General features: G+C 67.8%; 15 protein-coding genes and 2 tRNA genes. 13 read left to right on the top strand and 4 right to left on the bottom strand.

Annotated features, from left to right (window positions below):
* The first annotated feature begins 66 nt into the window (after window positions 1–66).
* The 6 genes from AC1DC5_RS08795 (at window position 67) to AC1DC5_RS08770 (ending at window position 3,434) form a co-directional block, all read left to right on the top strand.
* Window positions 67–306: a hypothetical protein gene (locus tag AC1DC5_RS08795; RefSeq protein WP_476864875.1), complete on the top strand. Its 240-nt coding sequence runs from the start codon at window positions 67–69 to the stop codon at window positions 304–306.
* Window positions 307–361: 55 nt separating this feature from the next.
* Complete coding sequence (gene nadD / locus AC1DC5_RS08790) at window positions 362–1,006, top strand: nicotinate-nucleotide adenylyltransferase (RefSeq protein ID WP_441407210.1); 645 nt, start codon at window positions 362–364, stop codon at window positions 1,004–1,006.
* A 7-nt stretch (window positions 1,007–1,013) separates the two neighbouring features.
* Entirely contained in the window at window positions 1,014–2,303 is a 1,290-nt protein-coding gene (locus AC1DC5_RS08785) for a hypothetical protein (RefSeq protein WP_476864874.1), read from the top strand.
* Between the two features lie 87 nt (window positions 2,304–2,390).
* Window positions 2,391–2,792 carry a ribosome silencing factor gene (gene rsfS, locus AC1DC5_RS08780; protein WP_441404307.1) on the top strand — a complete coding sequence of 134 codons (402 nt, stop codon included), beginning with the start codon at window positions 2,391–2,393 and terminating at the stop codon, window positions 2,790–2,792.
* A gap of 140 nt (window positions 2,793–2,932) precedes the next feature.
* A tRNA-Ala gene (locus AC1DC5_RS08775) sits at window positions 2,933–3,005 on the top strand.
* 356 nt (window positions 3,006–3,361) lie between these two features.
* Window positions 3,362–3,434, top strand: a tRNA-Ala gene (locus tag AC1DC5_RS08770).
* A 61-nt stretch (window positions 3,435–3,495) separates the two neighbouring features.
* Here AC1DC5_RS08770 and AC1DC5_RS08765 read toward each other — a convergent pair.
* Window positions 3,496–4,011, bottom strand: a complete 516-nt coding sequence (locus tag AC1DC5_RS08765; protein ID WP_476864873.1) for a DoxX family protein — start codon at window positions 4,009–4,011, stop codon at window positions 3,496–3,498.
* 89 nt (window positions 4,012–4,100) lie between these two features.
* On the opposite strand from AC1DC5_RS08765, the gene AC1DC5_RS08760 reads away from it, so the two are divergent.
* From AC1DC5_RS08760 to AC1DC5_RS08745, 4 genes are all read left to right on the top strand, one after another.
* On the top strand, window positions 4,101–4,454 hold the full coding sequence (locus AC1DC5_RS08760) for a zinc ribbon domain-containing protein YjdM (RefSeq protein WP_476864872.1): 354 nt from the start codon (window positions 4,101–4,103) through the stop codon (window positions 4,452–4,454).
* 6 nt (window positions 4,455–4,460) lie between these two features.
* The gene (locus AC1DC5_RS08755) at window positions 4,461–5,642 is read left to right on the top strand and encodes an NAD(P)-binding domain-containing protein (protein WP_476864871.1); all 1,182 of its coding nucleotides are present in this window, start codon (window positions 4,461–4,463) and stop codon (window positions 5,640–5,642) included.
* Between the two features lie 24 nt (window positions 5,643–5,666).
* Window positions 5,667–6,839, top strand: coding sequence for a class I SAM-dependent methyltransferase (locus tag AC1DC5_RS08750; protein ID WP_476864870.1), 1,173 nt, complete (start codon window positions 5,667–5,669; stop codon window positions 6,837–6,839).
* An 84-nt stretch (window positions 6,840–6,923) separates the two neighbouring features.
* The gene (locus AC1DC5_RS08745; RefSeq protein WP_476864869.1) at window positions 6,924–8,177 is read left to right on the top strand and encodes an ROK family transcriptional regulator; all 1,254 of its coding nucleotides are present in this window, start codon (window positions 6,924–6,926) and stop codon (window positions 8,175–8,177) included.
* Window positions 8,178–8,226: 49 nt separating this feature from the next.
* Here the strand turns inward: AC1DC5_RS08745 and AC1DC5_RS08740 are convergent, their stop codons facing one another.
* Window positions 8,227–8,424 (bottom strand): hypothetical protein, encoded by a 198-nt coding sequence (locus AC1DC5_RS08740; RefSeq protein WP_441404301.1) that lies wholly within the window; start codon window positions 8,422–8,424, stop codon window positions 8,227–8,229.
* Window positions 8,425–8,858: 434 nt separating this feature from the next.
* On the opposite strand from AC1DC5_RS08740, the gene AC1DC5_RS08735 reads away from it, so the two are divergent.
* Both AC1DC5_RS08735 and metE read left to right on the top strand, forming a co-directional pair.
* Window positions 8,859–9,818, top strand: a complete 960-nt coding sequence (locus tag AC1DC5_RS08735; RefSeq protein ID WP_476864868.1) for a methylenetetrahydrofolate reductase — start codon at window positions 8,859–8,861, stop codon at window positions 9,816–9,818.
* Window positions 9,819–9,845: 27 nt separating this feature from the next.
* Window positions 9,846–12,188 (top strand): 5-methyltetrahydropteroyltriglutamate--homocysteine S-methyltransferase, encoded by a 2,343-nt coding sequence (gene metE, locus AC1DC5_RS08730; protein ID WP_476864867.1) that lies wholly within the window; start codon window positions 9,846–9,848, stop codon window positions 12,186–12,188.
* Between the two features lie 103 nt (window positions 12,189–12,291).
* Here the strand turns inward: metE and AC1DC5_RS08725 are convergent, their stop codons facing one another.
* Together AC1DC5_RS08725 and AC1DC5_RS08720 are read right to left on the bottom strand one after the other, a co-directional pair.
* A complete protein-coding gene (locus AC1DC5_RS08725) occupies window positions 12,292–13,059 on the bottom strand; it encodes a hypothetical protein (protein WP_476864866.1) in 768 nt (255 codons plus the stop codon).
* Between the two features lie 38 nt (window positions 13,060–13,097).
* Window positions 13,098–13,604 (bottom strand): DUF2004 domain-containing protein, encoded by a 507-nt coding sequence (locus AC1DC5_RS08720; protein ID WP_441404297.1) that lies wholly within the window; start codon window positions 13,602–13,604, stop codon window positions 13,098–13,100.
* A 99-nt stretch (window positions 13,605–13,703) separates the two neighbouring features.
* Here AC1DC5_RS08720 and AC1DC5_RS08715 point away from each other — a divergent pair, with 99 nt between their 5' ends.
* Window positions 13,704–15,110, top strand: a complete 1,407-nt coding sequence (locus AC1DC5_RS08715; RefSeq protein WP_476864865.1) for an aldehyde dehydrogenase family protein — start codon at window positions 13,704–13,706, stop codon at window positions 15,108–15,110.
* The last annotated feature ends 7 nt before the right edge of the window (window positions 15,111–15,117 follow it).

Raw genomic sequence — 15,117 nt, 5'->3', positions numbered from 1 at the left:
GGAACAGAAGTCCGGAACGGTGGGGTCACCCGCCGTCGTCAATTCTTGAACTTACTAGGGGAGAACATGCTGTCGCAGCAGATCGCCACCATCGTCGCAGCCGCCGGCGGATCAGGCCACGAGGAACTCGCGCCGCTTATTGCACCGCCGTTCGTCATCGGCGGCATCATGTTCGTGGTCCTGATGACCATGCTTTTCATCACGCTGTCCTACTCCAACCTGGGCAAGCGTCACGAAGCCGTTGAGGAGCACGCGGATCCGCACCGCCAGCACCCGAACAAGCACGATCACGGCCAAGGGCACTAATATTTCCGCCACCATGAGGCAGCGCGGCGCCAAGCGCCGCCTGCGTCTGGGTGTGATGGGTGGCACGTTTGATCCCATCCACCACGGCCACCTTGTCGCGGCCAGCGAGGTCGCGGCCAAGTTCGACTTGGACGAAGTGGTCTTCGTGCCTACGGGCCAGCCGTGGCAGAAGATGAGCAAAAAGGTCAGCGAGGCCGAGCACCGCTACCTGATGACCGTCATCGCCACGGCGTCGAACCCGCGTTTCACCGTCAGCAGGGTGGACGTGGACCGGCCCGGGCCGACGTACACCATCGATACCCTCCGGGACCTGCATACCCTGCGCCCCGAGGCTGACCTGTTCTTTATCACCGGAGCCGACGCCCTGGCCCAGATCCTGTCCTGGAAGGACATCGACGAGCTGTGGACGCTCGCGCACTTCGTCGGCGTCACCCGGCCCGGGCACGTCCTGGACGGGATGGGCCGCACGGACGTCAGCCTCCTCGAGGTTCCCGCCATGGCGATCTCCTCGACCGACTGCCGCACGAGGGTGGCGGCAGGCAACCCCGTCTGGTACCTAGTCCCCGACGGCGTTGTCCAGTACATCGCCAAGTACGGACTGTACGGCGGTGACCCGGAGACCGGGGACACCTCCGCCGGCAATGGCGCCGCACGCTATGACCGAAGTACCGAGATAGCCCAACCCGCCAGCACCGAATGAGTTTGCAATGAGTCAGGAACAGCCACCAATCCGCAGCCGTCGCGAACTGCGACAGGCCAGAGATGAACGCCTGGAAGCCAACCAGGAGGCCGGTACGCCAGGTCCCGGTGCGGTTCCCCCTGCCTCCAATGATTTTCCCGACGGCACCCAGCGGCCCGCCGGCGACGTTGACCCCGGCGAGCCTACCGGGGCGGAAATTACTGGCCGCCGCCGGATCCCGGGCCCCGTGGACTCGGTCAGCAGCACCGCCGGCTCCGAACGTTCCTCGCAGGTCCGCGCCCGGGACCGTGCCACGTTGCGCACCATCAAGGAACTGGCCGAAAAAGAGGGCAACCTCGCCGGCGGGGGACCGCCTACCCGGCGCCAGCTCCGGCTGCTGCAACTGGCGGCGGAAACATCCCCGTCGACCTCCGCCAACCTGATCGTCCCCGCCTCCCCGCGCACCCGGGCCACGCCCGTTGTTCCCCGGCCCGGCGTGGAGTCCGCTCCCGCTGACAGTGCCACCGGCCAGAAGGCCGACGTCGGCCCGAACTCCGGCGGTGCCAAGGCCCCTGGCGGTAAGGGCCCCGAGGGAATGACCGTTGAACAGGCCCTGGCCGCGCGGGAACTTCTGGCCCAGCAGGCCCAGAACCAGCTGGCCAAGATGGAACACATCAACGCCACCGACCCCGACGCCGTCGATCCTGCCGTACTGGCGGAACAGATCGCCCTGGCCGAGCGGGCCGCCGTACTGAACCGCCGGGCTGCGGCCAAGCAGAAGCTGGCCGAGCAGAACAGCAAGCCGGAGCCGGCGCGGAATGATCCCAGCACGGCCAACAACCTGGCCATGGTCACACCCCTGGAGTTCGTCCAGGTCCCCGGCGTGGAGCGGCCCGTCATGAAGCGCCCTGCCACGTCCCACGTTCCGGTGGCAACCAACCCGGGCCCCCGGGTTGAACCGGCCCGGAAGTCCGGCACCCGCCGTCCGGCGTCGTCCCGCCAGCGGGGCGGCGCCTCCGCAACGGGCCGCGGCGGTGTGCTCGCCCGCGCCGAGGCGGCCGCCAAGGCCGCCTCCGCGCCCCACGAGACGTCCCGGCCGGCCGCGGGGAACCCCGCAGCAGCCCAGTCCGAAGAGGACTTCACGGGCAGGACCCCCGTCGCGGCGAACTCGGCCTATGGTCTCGACCCCCTGGACGCGGCCACTGCCGGCCTCGGCAGGGCACGCCGCCTCCGGCTCGTGCAGCTGGTGGTGCTGGCCCTTGGAGTGATTGCGCTGATCGCCGGCATCACCCTGATCGTCACCGGCCTCGCCGGCTAGGCAGCTTCGTCTTGGCCCTGCCGACCTGTCAGGCGGCCATTCCACGTATTTTCAACAACACAAGATTTTCACCCAACAAGGAGTCCCGTGACTGCAACAGAATCAGCCATCGCCACAGCCCGCCACGCAGCCCGAGCCGCCGCGGAAAAACTCGCCGAGGACATCGTCGCCATGGACGTCAGCGAGCGGCTGGCCCTGGCCGACATCTTCCTGATTGCCTCGGCGCCGTCCGAGCGCCAGGTCAACGCCATCGTGGACGGCGTTGAGGACGAACTTTCCAAGTTCGAGCTCAAGCCGATCCGCCGCGAAGGACGCTCCGGCGGCCGCTGGGTCCTGCTGGATTACGGCGACATCGTCATCCACGTCCAGCACGAAGAAGACCGCGTGTTCTACGCCCTCGAGCGTCTCTGGAAGGACTGCCCCGTCGTGGACCTCCAGCTCGGGGACGACGCGTCCGCTAAGGCAGCAGCAGCTTCCGACTCGGAGTAGCCGCCGGGAGGAAACCGGAATATGCCCGATTTGGAATTTTCCGAAAGGCTGTTCTAAGATATTTGAGTTGCTTCGGAGAAATCCGGACAAAGAACCGGAGCCGAAAGCGCAAGCTGACGGGGTCGGAGCAACGAAAATTCGGGGCTGTGGCGCAGCTGGTAGCGCACCTGCATGGCATGCAGGGGGTCAGGGGTTCGAGTCCCCTCAGCTCCACCGGATAATCCGCCGGAATCGAAAGATTCCGGCGGATTTTTTTGTGCGGTTTTGGTGGGGAAGATTTGGGTCAGCGGCCACGACGTGTCTACCGCTGGCAGGTCCCGCCCGGCCGCTGCGGTCCGGGGGGCACTTTGACACGGGCGCGCCGCGGATACCGGACCCAGGGGCAGGAATCGTGTCCAAAGGCGCCCCGGACGGCGAAGGCAGTGCGCGGGGCTCGGAAAAAGGTGAGGCCTCGCCCGACTTTTCCGCCCCAACGTATGCCGATTAGCGCGAACCGGAAATGTAGTTTAAGATAAACAGGTTGCTTCAGGGAAGACGGTCCTTCGCAGGAAGGATTCCCTAGCGATTTCGGGGCTGTGGCGCAGCTGGTAGCGCACCTGCATGGCATGCAGGGGGTCAGGGGTTCGAGTCCCCTCAGCTCCACCGAAGAGGTCCTGCTCGCTGAGCAGGGCCTCCTTTGTTTTGTGGAGTCGGTGACCCGGGGTCAGCGGCGGCTCCGGGACTGCCGCCACGCCCGCCAGGCGCCTGTGGACCACAGCGCCCACACCACCAGGAGCGGCTGGAACAGCAGGCGGATCCCGCGGCTCTGGTCCGAATTGAGGCCGAACGAATCGGTGCCCGTGGCGAACTGCGAGATGTTGCCCGGGAAGACCGCCACGAAAAACGCCGCCACAATCCAGCCGAGCGCCACCCGCCGCCGCCTGAGCAGCAGCAGAGCCAGACCCAGGGCAATCTCCACCAGTCCGGACGCCACCACGGTGAAGTCCCTGTCCAGTGGCAGCCAGGGCGGCACCTGCGCGTAGAACGCTTCCCGGCTCCAGCCCAGGTGGCTGACCCCGGCAAAGATGAGGAACGCGCCCAACAGCAACCGGCCGGCAGTCCGCCAGCCGGAGCGCAGCCGGGAATCCCCGTCGGGGCCCTGGTCCCGGACTGGACCATGTGGCCGGACCGGGCCCTCTGACTGGCCTGGCCCCTCGGATTGAACTGGACTGTCGGCCATGCGGCGCCGCCTTCGCTGGGGTTACAGCAGCTTAGCAATCCGGCGTCTACACGGCTGTCCGCGCCGGCCGCTCGACTAATATTGGGGACGTGGATGAGACCCTGCCCCCGTGCCCCGAATGCTCCAGCGAATACACGTACGAAATGGGGGCGCTCCTGGTCTGCCCCGAGTGCGCGCATGAGTGGTCGCCGGCTGCGGAGCCGGAGGCCGGGGACCAGGAAGTGAAGCCGATCAAGGACGCCGTCGGCAACATCCTCGCCGACGGGGACACCGTCACGGTCGTCAAAGACCTCAAGATCAAGGGCAGTTCCACCGTTATCAAGGTCGGCACCAAGGTCCGCGGCATCCGGCTCGTCAACGGCGTCGGCGACCACGACATCGACTGCAAGGTCGACGGCGTCGGCCCCATGCAGCTGAAATCCAGCGTGGTCAAGAAGATCTGAGCCGGCATGTCTGCAGCGATTGACGGCCGGGTCCGGGTTGCCGACGTCGTGGTGATCGGCGCCGGTCAGGCCGGGCTCTCCGCGGCCTACCACCTGCAGCGCCGCGGCTTTGTCCCGGCCCGGAAGGTGCCGGAGGACCGGGATGAGGCCGCAGGGCCGGCCCGGAGCTACATCGTGCTCGACGCCGAGGACGGCCCCGGCGGGGCCTGGCGCCACCGCTGGAAGAGCCTCCTCATGGCCACCGTGAACGGCATCAGCGACCTGCCCGGCATCCCGCAGCCCGCCGTCGACCCGGAGGAAGCAAGTTCAAGCTTCCTGGCCCGCTACTTCGGCGGCTACGAAGACCAGCTGGCGCTGGCCATCGAACGTCCCGTCAAGGTCCGGTCCGTCGCCCGGGAGGACAACGACGACGGCGGGCGGCTGCGGATCGCCACCTCCCGCGGCGGCTGGTCGGCCCGGGCAATCATCAACGCGACCGGCACCTGGACCCGGCCGTTCTGGCCGATCTACCCGGGCCAGGCGTCCTTCCGCGGACGGCAGCTGCACGTTGCGGACTACGTCTCCGCAGAGGAGTTCAGCGGCCGGCACGTGATAGTCGTCGGCGGCGGCATCTCCGCCGTCGGCCTACTGGACGAGATCTCCAAGGTCACCACCACCAGCTGGTTCACCCGCCGGGAACCGGTCTGGCGGGACGCCGCCTTCGACCGGCAGGCCGGGCACGACGCCGTCGCCCTCGTCGAGGAGCGCGTTCGGCAGGGCCTTCCGCCGCAAAGCGTCGTCGCGGTGACCGGGCTGATCTGGACCCCTGCGCTGCGCGCGGCCGCCGCCCGGGGCGTGCTGGAGCGCCACCCCATGTTCACCGGAATCGAGCCCGGGGGAGTGCGGATGGTAGACGGCAACTTCCTGGCCGCCGATGTGATTCTCTGGGCCACCGGCTTCCGCGCGGAACTTGAACACCTCGCACCGCTGCACCTGCGCGGCCCCGGCGGCGGGATCGCCATGGACGGCACGCAGGTGGCCGCCGAGCCGCGGGTCCACCTGGTCGGCTACGGACCGTCCTCGTCCACGATCGGCGCCAACCGGGCCGGCCGGGCAGCAGTGGCAGGCATCCTGCGTTTGTTGGAGGAGCAGGATAAGTTTGCAGAGGACCTCAACACCGGGGACTCGAACTCCTTGACCCACCCCTGACTCACAAAAGGCGGCAGCTCGCGCGTGGCGGACCATAATCTTGACTCCCATTTCTCCCGGCTGCGCAGGTTCCCGGATGTGGAGGCGGCCAACCTCCAGGCCTGGGACGCCACGGACAAGCTTCTCCTGGAAACCGCCGCGGACATGCTCGCGGCCGGATCCCTGCACCCCGGCAGCAGGCTTGCCGTCGTGGGGGACCGCTACGGTGCGCTGACGCTCGGTGCCCTGGCTCGCGACGACGCCGCCGGCAGCTGGAACGGCCCCGTCCGCGCGCACCAGGACCTCATCACCGGGGAGCAGGCCCTCCGGCTCAACGCAGAGACGCTGGGCGTGGCGGCCGGGTTCGAACAGCACCCGCTCGGGGCCGGGCTGCTGGCCGGGGCGAACGTGGTGCTCCTCCAGCTACCCAAGTCCCTTGCGGAGCTGGAGGAAATCGCCGACGCCGTCGCCCGCCACGCCGCCCCCGACGTCGTCCTGCTGGCCGGCGGCCGGGTGAAGCACATGAGCCTGGGCATGAACGCAGTGCTGGACCGCTACTTCGGCGAAGTCCAGCCCCAGCTTGCCCGGCAGAAATCCCGGATCCTGCTGGCCCGCAACCCGCGGCCGGTTCCCGGCACGCCTCCGTTCCCGGTCAGAGACGTCAACAGCGAACTGGGACTGACCGTGTGCGCCCGCGGAGCCGTTTTTGCCGGCACCGGGCTGGATATCGGCACCAGGTTCCTGCTGGAGTTCCTGCCCCGGATCCCGGCGGCGCGGCACGCCGTCGACCTGGGCTGCGGCACCGGAATCCTCGCCGCCATGTACGCCCGCGCCAACCCCGGCTCCCGGGTCACGGCCACGGACCAGTCCGCGGCCGCCGTCGACTCCGCCGGCGCGACGGCGGCAGCCAACGGGCTCTCGGATCAGGTCACGGCGCTCCAGGACGACGCCATGGGCACGCTGCCGGACGCCAGCGCCGATTTGATCCTGCTCAACCCGCCCTTCCACGTCGGCGCGGCGGTTCATGCGGGGGCCGGCATCAAGCTGATTGAGGCGGCGGGGCGGGTCCTGGCTCCGGGCGGGGAGCTCTGGACGGTGTTCAACAGCCACCTTCACTACCAGCCGGCGCTGCAGCGGCTGGTCGGCCCCACCCGCGAGGTCGGACGGAACCCGAAATTCACGGTCACGGCCAGCACCCGGCAATCAGCGGGAGTGTGAAGCGCGGGGTGTGGGCGGTCACACGTGCGTAACGTACGATTCTGAAATAAGCAGTGCGTGGCCAAAGACGTTTAGGGGTTATCAGTGACTGAGATCCGCCAGCCCTCGCCGAGGCGCGGAACCAACTTGCCCCGGATGGGCGATTTCAACCTCACGGTGATCCTCGACGCCATCCGGCGTTCCCCGGCCGGCCTGAGCCGGGTAGAGCTGGCCCAGATCGTGGGGCTTTCCCCGCAGACAATCTCCAACATCTCCCGCAGGCTGCTGGACCAGGACCTGATCTATGAAGCGGGCAAGGAAGGCACGGGGCCGGGCAAGCCGCGGACCATGCTCCGGCTCAATTCCTCCGGAATGTACGCCGTCGGTGTCCACCTGGATCCGGCGGTGACAACGTTCGTTGTGTTGGACCTGGTCGGGGCCGTGGTCAAGCATTCCCGGATCAAGACCCCGGCCGGCACCGACCCCGGGGCCGTCATCGACACCATCGCCGCCGAAATCAGACAGCTCATCTCGGACTCCGGCGTCGACCCGTCCCGCATCGCCGGCCTGGGGATCGCCTCGCCCGGGCCGATCGACCTTGAAGAAGGCACGGTGGTGGACCCTCCGCTCCTCGTTGGCTGGGACCGTGTCCCGCTCCGCGACGCCCTGGCCGCGGCCACCGGCCTGACCACCATCGTGGACAAGGACGTGACCAGCGCCGCCGTGGCCGAGACCTGGGCGGGCGGCCCGAGCGGCGCCGGAAGCTTCGTCTTTATGTACATGGGCACCGGCATCGGCTGCGGAATCGTACTCAATGATGAGGTGGTGCGCGGGACCTCGGGGAATGCCGGTGAGATCGGGCACATCATCGTTGATCCTGACGGGGCACCCTGCGACTGCGGAATGCGCGGCTGCGTCAAATCCTCGTGCATTCCCCAGGTTCTGGTGACCCGTGCCGTCGAAGCAGGAGTGCTGGACGGCCCGGTGGACGCCGTGACCGGTCCCGCCCTCCAAGACAGCTTCGCCGCCCTGTGTGCCGCCGCCGGCGCCGGAGACCAAAGGGCGCAGGACATCATCGACAACTCCGCAGTGCTGGTGGCCCGGGCCGTCTCGGCCGTCACCAACGCCCTGGACGTGGACAGGGTGGTGTTCGGCGGACCGTTCTGGACCTGCCTCTCGGAGCGCTACCTGGAACGGATCCCGGATCTGGTCCGGGAAGCCAGCGCCACCCGGAAGATCCATGAGATCGAGGTGGTGGGCACCGGCGTCGGCGAGGACGTCGGCGCGATCGGCGCCGCCTGCCTCGTGCTGGAACACACGCTCGCGCCCCGCTCCCAGCGCCTCCTGCTGGAGGGCTAGGGCCGCAGGGTAGAGCCGCGGGTCCCGTCGACAGGATTTCCGCAACGACTCAGTCGATATCTTCCAGTATGGTGCCGAACGGGATGGTGTCATCCAGGTGCGCCTGGTGGCCGTGCGGAAGCACCAGAATCCGGACGCCGTGGCGTTTATCCGCAGCGGACTGCATCAGGATGGGCCGGACCGTGTTGATGAAACTCTCGCTCTTGCCGGCGAGATACTCCTGGTAACTGGCTGGAAGCTGGATCATGGCAAAAGGATAGTCCTGCGCGGGCACCTTGGGGAGTGGTGCGCCGGTAATGCCGGACCAGCCACAGACAGCCCCCGGCGGCACACCGAGCGAAGAATATTCTGCCCGGGCATGAAATATGCCGTAAAAGTGCGTCTTAATTCGGGAGGCGACTTGAACGGCTTCCCGGAGGGCCCGTAGAGTTCTAACCAAGTTACCTCAGTAACGTGTCAGCGATCCTCCGCTCAAGGCGGGCCCTTGGGAAATACCATGGCCAGCCCAGGAGGGTGTGGGTGCCCCCATGTGGGCCTGACATTTGCTCACGGACAACTTCGTATCAGGCGTAACAGTCGCGGCTGCGTCCTGCTGGAGTTTCCTCCGTGTTCCCCAAACTCAATTCACCGACGGGTCCCGTTTCCGGGCAATTCCGTCAGTGTTCACAGCCAAGGACGCAAATGTCTCCACCCAGCCTTATTGACACCCACCCAAATCTTGCCGGCACGGCCCCTGTTGCCCTGTCCTACGAGTTGTTCCCGCCCCGGTCGGCCGCGGCCGCGGAGTCGCTCTGGACCACCATTGGCGAACTGGAAAGCACGGACCCGGACTACGTCTCCGTGACCTACGGCGCCAGCGGCTCCAACCGGGACACCGCCGTCGAGCTCATCAACCGCCTCGTCCAGGAAACGACCCTGCGGCCACTGGCGCACTTGACCTGCGTGGGGAACTCCCCGCAGGAGCTCGCGGAGATCATCGGCGAACTGCTCGACGTCGGCGTGCGCGGCATCCTGGCCCTGCGCGGCGACCAGCCCAAGGACGGCGGCGTCCCTCCCGAGGGATCGCTGCGCTACGCCCAGGACCTGATCGAGCTCATCCGCCGCGTCGAACAGCGCCGCTCCGCGCTGCTGTGCGCCGGCAAGGTGGCCGTCGGCGTCGCCGCGTACCCCACCCGGCACCCGGAATCCCCGAGTGAAGCGCACGACGTCGAGGTGCTGCTGGCCAAGCAGCGCTCCGGCGCCGACTTCGCCATCACCCAGGTCTTCTTCCACACCGAGCAGTACGCGGACCTGCTGACCCGGGCCCGCCGTGCCGGCGTCACCATCCCGATCATTCCGGGCGTTATGCCTCTCACCAGCATTCGCCGGCTCACCCGCCTCGGCGAGCTGACCGGCGTCGAACCGGCACCGGAACTCATCGAACGGCTCGCCGCCGCCGATTCCGACGCCGAACGCACCCGGATCGGGGTCAACGCCACAGTGGACCTCGCCAATGCGGCCCTGGCCGCCGGAGCCCCCGGACTGCACCTCTACACCTTCAACGAACATGCGGCCGCGCTCGACGTGCTGGACAAACTTGCGCTGGCGCGGCCGCAGCGCAGCCACCGGCACACCGCGGGCCGCCGCCAGCTCGCCAGCTAATCACCCACCAAAAACTTAGGACTTCCCATGACTGAAAAGAACATGCTCAACCCCACACCCTTCCCGGCAGCCTCGATCCTCGGCTACCCGCGCATCGGCCGCCGCCGCGAACTGAAGAAAGCCGTCGAGGCTTACTGGGCTGGCAAGATCGACGCCGCCGCCCTGGACGCCGCCGCCAAGGAAATCCAGCTCGGCACCGCCAAGCGCCTCCAGGGCCTGGGCCTCACCGAAGCCGCCGCAGTCCCAGGCACCTTCTCCTACTACGACCAGGTGCTCGACGCCGCCGCCCACCTCGGCGCCGTGCCCGCACGCTTCGGCAACCTCCTCGACGCCGACGGCCAGCTCGACATTGACGGCTACTTCACCCTGGCCCGCGGCAACAAGGACCAGCAGCCGCTGGAAATGACCAAGTGGTTCGACACCAACTACCACTACCTCGTGCCGGAGATCGGCCCGGAAACCAGCTTCTCGCTGACCTCCAGCCGCATCGTCGAGGAATTCGAATACGCCCTCGCCAACGGTGTTGAGACCCGTCCGTACATCGTCGGCCCGGTCACGTTCCTCCTGCTGAGCAAGGCCTCCGACGACGCCCCGGCCGGCTTCAGCCCGCTGTCCCGCCTCGAGGACATCCTCCCCGTCTACACCGCCCTGCTGGAGAAGCTGGCCGCTGCCGGCGCCGGCTGGGTCCAGCTCGACGAGCCCGCCCTCGTGGTGGACCAGGACACCCCGGCCGGGGAAATCCAGGCCGCCGTCGCCCGCTCCTACGAGGTCTTTGCCGCCGCGGCCAGGCGTCCGCAGCTGTTCGTTTCCACCCCGTACGGCGCGCTCAACGGCCAGCTCGGCACCCTCGCCGCCACCGGCATCGACGCACTGCACCTGGACGTCTTCAAGGGCGAGGTTCCCTCCGCCGCGGCCCTCGCCGCACTGGGCAACAAGACCCTGGTCGCCGGCGTCGTGGACGGCCACAACATCTGGCGCAACGACCTCGCCGCCTCCGCGGAGAAGATCGCCGAGCTGAAGAAGTCCGTCGCCAGGCTGGCCGTCAGCACCTCCACCTCCACCCAGCACGTCCCGCACGACGTCGACGAGGAAGTCCAGCTCTCCGCGCAGCTGCGCAGCTGGCTGGCCTTCGCCGACCAGAAGGCCACCGAGGTTGTCACCCTCGCCGGCCTGCTGACCGACCCGACCGCGGTCCAGCCGGCCATTGATGAGGCCACCCGCATCATTGCCGACCGCGCCGCAGCCGACGGCGTCCGCCGCGCCGAGGTCCGGAACCGCACCGCTGCCCTGACCGAGGCCGACTTCAGCCGCTCTGCCTACGGCGTCCGCGAGGCCGCGCAGACCGAGGCCCTGCACCTGCCGCCGCTGCCCACCACCACCATCGGTTCCTTCCCGCAGACGGGCGAAATCCGCACCGCCCGGGCCCGCGCCAACAAGGGTGAGCTGAGCACGGAGCAGTACGAGCAGCTCATGAACGACGAGATCAAGCGCGTCGTGGAGCTGCAGGAAGAGCTCGGCTTCGATGTCCTGGTCCACGGCGAGCCCGAGCGCAACGACATGGTCCAGTACTTCGCCGAGAACCTCGAAGGCTTCGACGTCACCGTCCACGGCTGGGTCCAGTCCTACGGCTCCCGCTGCACCCGCCCCTCCATCCTGTGGGGCGACGTCACCCGCAGCGCCCCGATCACGGTGGAATGGGCCCGCTACGCGCAGTCCCTGACCAACAAGCCGATGAAGGGCATGCTCACCGGCCCGGTCACCATCCTCGCGTGGTCCTTTGTCCGCGACGACCAGCCGCTCGGCGAGACCGCCAACCAGGTGGCACTGGCCCTCCGGGACGAGATCGCGGACCTCGAAGCCGCCGGCATCCAGGTCATCCAGGTGGACGAGCCCGCCCTGCGGGAACTCCTGCCGCTGCGCAAGGCCGACCAGGCCGCGTACCTGGACTGGTCCGTGAAGTCGTTCCGCCTCGCCACCGCCGGCGCCGGGGACGCCACCCAGGTCCACACGCACCTGTGCTACTCCGAGTTCGGTGCAATCATCGACGCGATCGACGGCCTCGACGCCGACGTCACCTCGATCGAGGCCGCCCGCTCCCGCATGGAGGTGGTGCACGACCTCGAGTCCCACGGCTTCGGGCGCGGCGTCGGCCCGGGCGTCTACGACATCCACTCGCCGCGCGTCCCGGGCGAGCAGGAAGTCACCGAGCTGCTCAGCACCGCCGTCAAGCACGTCCCGTCCCGCCAGCTCTGGGTCAACCCGGACTGCGGCCTGAAGACCCGCGGCTACGTGGAGACCGAAGAGTCCCTGCGCAACCTGGTCACGGCCACCAGGACGGTCCGCGCGGAACTGCTCGAAGCGGCCAAGTAACAAACAACCGGCGGCTGGGGGAGCGGAAATCCTCTCAGTGGTTGAGTCTTTCAAAACCCGGTTTTGACAGGCTCAACCACTGAGCTCGGGGGAGGACATGTCCTCAGGCCACCGGGCCTGCCCGCTCTTTCAACCGCCAGGCGCTGATAAGCAGCCACACTGTCCAGACGACGGTGAGGATTATCCCGAACAGCGTCGGCACCGCATTCGCGGCTGTGAACCCTTCGGCTCCGATGATCCATCCCTGCGCCAGATAGGACACGCCGGATAGCCCCATAAGGATGCCGATCGTGCGGGAGACCCGGCGTGTGGCCAGGATGACCACGCCGGAAATAATCAGGGCGCTTCCGAGCAGGAAGCTGTGGTAGCTTCGCATTCCCCACTCCAGCCAGCGGATTCCTTCCGCGGTGACAAAGCGCATTGCCTTCTCCGGCTCTGCAGCGGACGCCCAGGCATTCACGGCGTGCTTCAGGGCGACGCCGTCCACGGCCTGGAGCGCGCCATAGAGCGCAATGGCAACAGCCGCGGAGAGGGCGCCGAAACGGGCTGTCAGGGCGAGGCCGCCCTGCGGCACATTCAGGGCGGCCAGCAGCGCGATCATTCCGCCGGCGAAGAGCGCCATGCCTACGAACTGGCCCAGGTGCACCCCGATCCAGACGTCGCTTCGGGCATACTCGGTGAACGAGGCAACATGGTCGTTTGCGCTGGCCGCATCGGCATGAAATAAGCCGGCCACCAGTGAAATCACGACGCCGCCAAAGATCAGCATCGCGGCAATACGTAAAGCCCCTCTGTCCACCGTGCGCGATCCGGATGATTCAAGGGGGACCGAACGCGTGCTATCGCTGTGATTTGGTTGGATATCGTCCATGGTGGCCGCCTTTGTTCGGCGCCGAGAAAAAGCTGGATTCAGGATTCCCAGAGGATCTCGTCATCGACGACGCCGTCCTCGTCCGCGGAGGCCACCAGGACCTCGTCGGTGAAGTGCGAACCCAGAGTGAAGTCCAGGACAAAGTAACGTTCCGGCTGGCCGGGGAAGATGCCCACATGGCCCAGCTTTAGTGCCTTGAGGAAAACCGCGTCGGTGAGCTGGCTCTTGTCCTCGACGCCGAACACCTTCCGCAGGTGCTCGTCCTTGATCGCGTTGCAGTGGAAATGCCGGTACTCCTGCGGGCTGGTGCCGTCCTGCTCCAGCTCCTCGGCGATCATTTCGCGGACCTGGTCCACGAGCTCGGGCAGGAAACGCAACCGGTAGTCAACTTTGTGCATGGCCGCTTCGTCGAAATGGTCATGCGCGTTGACATTCAGGTCGAGCTCCACGATCTGGCCCGCCAGTTCATGCTTGGCGGTGAGGTTGTGGTCCCGTCCGTGGTTGAGCTCGACCTCTCCGAAGTGCTTGCTCGCTACCTTGTTCATATCTTCAACATAGTCCTCAAAACCGGCCCGTTCCAGCATTCCCAAGGTTTTATCCGGCACTCCACCCGGGCGGGCGCCCGGTGCCGGTACATTGGGCGGATGCAAACAGTTGGCCCCGCCGTCGCCCGCGCCCGCGAACTCTACGACTCCGGAACGACGCGTCCGCTGGCCTGGCGGCTGGAGCAACTGCGCAGCCTGCGCCGGATGCTGGCCGAGCGCCGCACGGAGTTTGCCGAAGCATTGGGCGCCGACCTGGGCAAGCACGCCACCGAGTCCCTGCTGACAGAAATCGGCTTTGTCAGCGCCGAAGCTGCGCACCTGGAAAAGAACCTCGAGGCCTGGCTGCGGCCCCGCCCGGTGGCGGTGCCGCTCGCCGTCCAGCCGGCCAAGGCCTGGACGGAACTGACCCCGCTGGGCGTGGTGCTGGTGATCGGCCCCTGGAACTACCCGCTGCAGCTGCTCCTCGCCCCGCTGGCCGGTGCCGTCGCAGCCGGCAACACCGTGGTGCTCAAGCCCAGCGAACACGCCCCTGCCACCTCGGCGGCTCTGGCTCGCTGGATCCCGGAGTACCTCGGCGGCGCGGCGGAGGTGGTCCAAGGCGGCATCCCGGAAACCACGGCCCTGCTGGCTCAGCGCTTCGACCACATCTTCTTCACCGGAGGCGAAACCGCGGCCAAGGTGGTGCTCCGCGCGGCGGCGGAGCAACTGACGCCGGTCACCCTGGAGCTCGGCGGGAAGTCCCCGGCCTACGTGGACTCCACGACGGATCTGGCCAAGGCGGCCAAACGGCTCGCGTGGGGCCGGTTCATGAACGCCGGGCAGACCTGCGTGGCGCCCGACTACATCCTGGCCACCGAGGACGTGCTGGTGCCGCTGGAGCGCGAGCTGGTCAAGGCGATCGGTGAGCTCTTTGGCCAGGACTCCTCCCGCAGCACGTCCTTCGGCCGGATCGTCGACGACCGCCACTTCGCAAGGATCGCCGCCCTCGCCGACGGGAGCACCGTGGTCCACGGCGGGGAACGGGACGCCGCTAGCCGCCACTTCGCCCCGACCCTGCTCCGGCCCGCCCCCGGGGACACGGTCATGGGGGAGGAGATCTTCGGGCCGCTGCTCCCTCTGGTCCCGGTCGCCGGACGGGACGAGGCCATCCGGATGATCAACGACGGCGCCAAGCCGCTGGCGCTGTACGTGTTCAGCAACGACGCCGGCACGCGCCGGGCCTTCGCCGAACGCACCTCCTCGGGGGCGCTGTGCTTCGACGTCCCGGCGGCGCACCTGATGGTCCCGGGCCTGCCCTTCGGCGGCGTCGGCGGCAGCGGCATGGGCGCATATCACGGGGAACACTCGCTGCGGACGTTCTCGCATGAGCGGGCCACCCTCGCCAAGCCGCAGCGCCCGGACACCCTCGCGCTGATCTACCCGCCCTACAGTCCGGCCAAACACCGGATCATCAGCGCCCTCGCCGGGACGGGAACGGGACTCCGCCAGCGGCTCCGCCGGCGCTGAGTCGACG

The organism is Arthrobacter sp. 10L424 (assembly GCF_056395325.1).
The sequence above is the reverse complement of the archived record's forward strand: the minus strand, read 5'-3'. Positions and strand labels throughout refer to the sequence as shown.